Origin of the sequence: Algoriphagus limi (genome assembly GCF_024919275.1) — a bacterium.
GTDB lineage: Bacteria > Bacteroidota > Bacteroidia > Cytophagales > Cyclobacteriaceae > Algoriphagus > Algoriphagus limi.
In genome coordinates this window covers 1-4,574 of the sequence record NZ_JANWGH010000006.1, presented here as the reverse complement: position 1 = coordinate 4,574, position 4,574 = coordinate 1, and the positions used below count along the sequence as shown (strand labels likewise).

Below are 4,574 nucleotides of genomic sequence, written 5' to 3'. Positions count from 1 at the left end.
GACCGAGTTAAGAGTGGGTAAGTCAGCCTTCACCTACACCGGAAGAAGAAAGAAAGTGGACACCATGTAAGAGGTGTCAACACAAGAAACACAAAAGGGACCTACAACAGGTCCCTTTTTTATGAATTAAGAGATCTACTTTCCTTCGATCAGAAAAAATCAAAAAATTTTCAAAAAATCTAAATTTTAATTTTTCAAGGAAGGATGTGTTCAATATTTAGTTTTTCCGCAAAAACAAATTCAATCCAATTCTTCTAAAAAATTAGCTATTCAGCCTTTCAAGGTCCATTTTCAGTCTTTTTCGAAAGCTCTTTATTGCCAAAACCTTGTTTAAAATCAACCTATATTCGTTAAACAAAATTGTATTTTAGCCTTAAAAAAGAACATTTCACACCAAAAAAATTGCTTTTCGTATAAAAAATTTTGAATAAACGCTTGGATATGAAAAGCATAAAAGTGTATTTTTACGACATAAAAGTGTTTTGTTTTGGAGTAGACTATCTAAAAAACAGCTCTAAAATCAAAATAAGCGAGAAAATGGGGGTGAAAAGATGAGGTCAAAAAGCTGATTCCGATCACCGAAAACGAAGAAAAGTATAGCGAAACGATTACGAACTCGAAATTTTAACCAATAACGATATGGACCAGGTATCCAAATTCAAGAAAGATCACTTACCGATAGGGAGTGAGTTTTTTAAAGACTTGAAATCGACAGGGAAATTGAATTTTATATTCAAGTTTTCCTTTTTGTTTCTGTTTTTCATTCAGCTTTCGGGCCTCAGTTTAGCCCAGTTTTCGGGAACTCCACCTTTGGTGATTGACCCAAATAATCCTCCAAGTTGTCCTCAAAACAATGTGACAATAATTGATTTGCAATTTTTGGGGCCTAATCATCAACCATTGGATCCGAATGCAGATTACGAGCCAGGAGAAATAATTGATGGTACGATTGCAGCGATTTTTGGCGGAAGTTCTAGCAACGCTTACAATCTATATATACAATATGATATTTTCATTGATGGAGTATTTAGCACTTCAGTGTATGATTGTAAATTTTCCGGTGAAAATGTTAATAATGATGGTGTCACACCTTATGACGTAATAGACTTTTCATTAACTGTTGGTCAAGAAATTGAATTAAAAAATATATACCTTACTTGGAGATCTGGAAATGCAGGTGATGGATTGTGTCCTGCATCACTTGGGAATGCCCAATGCTATTGGTCAGCTCCTGGGTTTTTAGTGAGAACTCCTTTGGTTCCTAACTTTTCATCTGAAACTAGTTGTGATGATTACACTGTAAACTTTTTTGATGCTACCACTGGTGGCAATGTTGGAAACTACAGCTGGTCATGGGACTTTAATGGTGATGGTATTGAAGACTCAAATGTTGAGACTCCTAGCTATAATTTTGGAGCAGCAGGGATTTATGATGTCACTTTGACAGTAGATGATGGAGTTGTCAATCCAAAAAGTATCACCCTGCCAGTTGAAGTTTTTGAGATATTTCAATTAGAGGTAAATAATAAAACCAATGATGGTTGTTCAGTTGAACCGACAGGCTCAATCGATATTGATGTTTCTGGCGGTGATGGTCCCTACACCTTCGAATGGAGTACCTCAGATGGTTCTGGCTTGGTTACAGATGCTGAAGATCAAAGTGGTCTATCTGCTGGAACTTATTCTGTGACAGTGTCCGATAGTCGTGGATGTATACTTACCCAAGAAATAGTAATTGAACAAGATATTTGTAGCCTGACGATTGACAAGGTTGCCGACAAGGCGACTGTAAGTGCTGCTGGTGAGGTGATCACGTATACGATCACGGTTGACAACACGGGCAACGTGGACTTGACCAACGTGGTGCTTACCGATGTGTTTGCGGGCGGAGCTACGCTGACAAGCGGAGACTTGAATACCAACAACATTCTTGAGACGACCGAGACATGGGTATATACTGCGGATTATACAGTGACCCAGACAGACATGAATGCGGGTTCTCCATTGGTGAACGTTGCAGAGGTTGACACTGATCAGACGGATCCTGCATCGGATGATGCGACTACGACGATAACACAGACTCCTGTATTGAGCATCACCAAGACAGCGGTTGTTGTTGATGCGGCTGGAGACGGCGTATTGAACGAGGCTGGAGAAATTATTGGCTACGAGATAGTGATAATCAACACTGGTAATGTTTCCTTGACAGGAGTATCGGTAGTTGATCCTTTGACAGGAATTAATGAAACTTATGCCTCACCCATAGCCCCTGGAACTAGTGTAACTATTCCAACAAGCTATGCGATTACGCAGGCTGACCTGGATAACAACGGTGGCGGCGACGGCGACATTGACAACACGGCGACTGCTGATTCTGACCAGACTGATCCTGTAACCGACAGTGAGGAAGTTCCATTGGATCAGGATCCGTCCTTGGCGATAGACAAGACGGTACTAGGAGTTGACGACTTGAACGGCAACGGGCTGACAGACGCTGGAGACCGGATTAATTATAACATCAATGTTGCCAACGACGGCAATGTGACTTTGACCAACGTTACGGTAAGCGATCCGTTGTTGGGAGGCAGTCTTGCGACAGGGGTGACATTGGCACCTGGAGCGGACGCTGACTATCAGGGTTCCTATGTGATTCTCCAGTCTGATGTTGACACGAATGGTGGCGGCGACGGCGACATTGACAACACGGCGACTGCTGATTCTGACCAGACTGATCCTGTAACCGACAGTGAGGAAGTTCCAGTTGTTCAAGACCCTTCTATCAGTATTGATAAATCTGCTAGCCAGCAAGAGTATGAAGAAGTTGGTGAAGTGATTACTTATACCTTCACAGTAACCAATACAGGTAATGTGACCTTGACCAATGTTACTGTTGATGATCCGCTTGCTGGATTGAGTGCTATCACACCAAGTTCAGTTGCCACATTGGCACCGGGAGCAGATGCATTCTTTACAGCCACATACGAAATCACTCAAGCTGATTTGGATAACGGAATAGTATTCAATGAGGCTACTGCAAGTGGTTTCTTGGGACAGGTTGAGTATACAGATTCTGATGACGAAACAATCTCTGCTATTCAGCGACCTGATATTAGCCTTGAAAAATCAGCTGCTCCTAAAATCTACGATACAGTAGGTGATGAGATTACTTATACCTTCACCGTGACTAATACAGGTAACGTTACCTTAAGTAATGTAACGGTTAATGATCCTCTTTCTGGATTAAGTGCGGTGAGTCCTGCTTCTGTTGCAACTTTGGCTCCTGGTGCAGATGCAGTCTTTTCTGCTACCTATGAGATTACTCAGGAAGACCTAGATAATGGAAGTGTAGTAAATGAAGCTACAGCGAGTGGATTCTTCGGTAATGATGAATACACTGATACAGATACCGAAATAATAGACGCGAATCAACTTCCTAACATTGAATTGATCAAAAACGGAACCTATGAGGATACCAATAATGATCAATTGCAGAATGAAGGAGATAAAGTGATTTACACCTTCACCGTAACCAACACGGGTAACGTGACCTTGACGGGTGTAACGATTGACGATCCGAAAGTAGCAGTGTTAGGCGGACCGATTGCGAGCTTAGCGCCGCAAGCGTCTGACAATTCTACCTTCACGGCGGAATACGTATTGACCCAGCAAGACATTGACGCAGGAAGCTTTACCAATATTGCTACTGTAAATGCAACTGCTCCGGATCAGAGCACAGTAAGTGATGAAGATGACCATACCGAATTCTTTGTCCCTACTCCTGCGATCGGAATCAATAAGACTGCATCCCCTACTGTGGTGAATGCTGCAGGTCAGCAGGTGACTTACACCTTGACTGTAACCAACGAGGGCAACGTGACCCTTGAGAATGTAACCATCACGGATCCTTTGACAGGCTTCAACGAGAATGTTGGAACCCTGGCACCGGATGCAGTAGTGGTGAGACAGACAGTATACAACGTAACCCAGACGGATATTGACAACGGATCGATTGTGAACGTGGCTACGGCTACAGGAAGCTTCGGTGAAGCTCAGGTATCCGATGAGGACGATGCGACAGTGACTGCTACCCAGCGACCAGCAATCCAGATCGTGAAGGAAGCAGATCCTACCACGGTGAATGCAGCGGGTCAGGAAGTGACCTATACCTTGACGGTGACCAACACCGGGAACGTGACCTTGCAGAATGTAACAATCACGGATCCGTTGACTGGATTCAACCAAAACGTTGGATCAGTAGCACCGGGTCAGGTAGTGGTAAGAGAGACTGCTTATGAAGTGACTCAGGCGGATATTGACAACGGATCGATTGTGAACGTGGCTACGGCTACAGGAAACTTCGGAGATGCTCAGGTATCTGATGAGGACGATGCGACAGTGACTGTTACCCAGGCACCGAGCATTCAGATTGTGAAGGAAGCAGATCCTACCACGGTGAATGCAGCGGGTAAGGAAGTGACTTACACCTTGACGGTGACCAACACCGGAAACGTGACCTTGACCAATGTGACGATCACGGATCCTTTGACGGGCTTCAACGAGAATGTGGGAACCCT

Annotated in this window: 1 protein-coding gene; it reads left to right on the top strand. The window is 43.4% G+C overall.

Annotated features, from left to right (window positions below; translation table 11 throughout):
• Positions 1-639: 639 nt before the first annotated feature.
• Positions 640-4,574 (top strand): DUF7507 domain-containing protein (locus NY014_RS16330; RefSeq protein WP_354003195.1); only part of this gene is annotated, 3,935 nt, incomplete at its 3' end.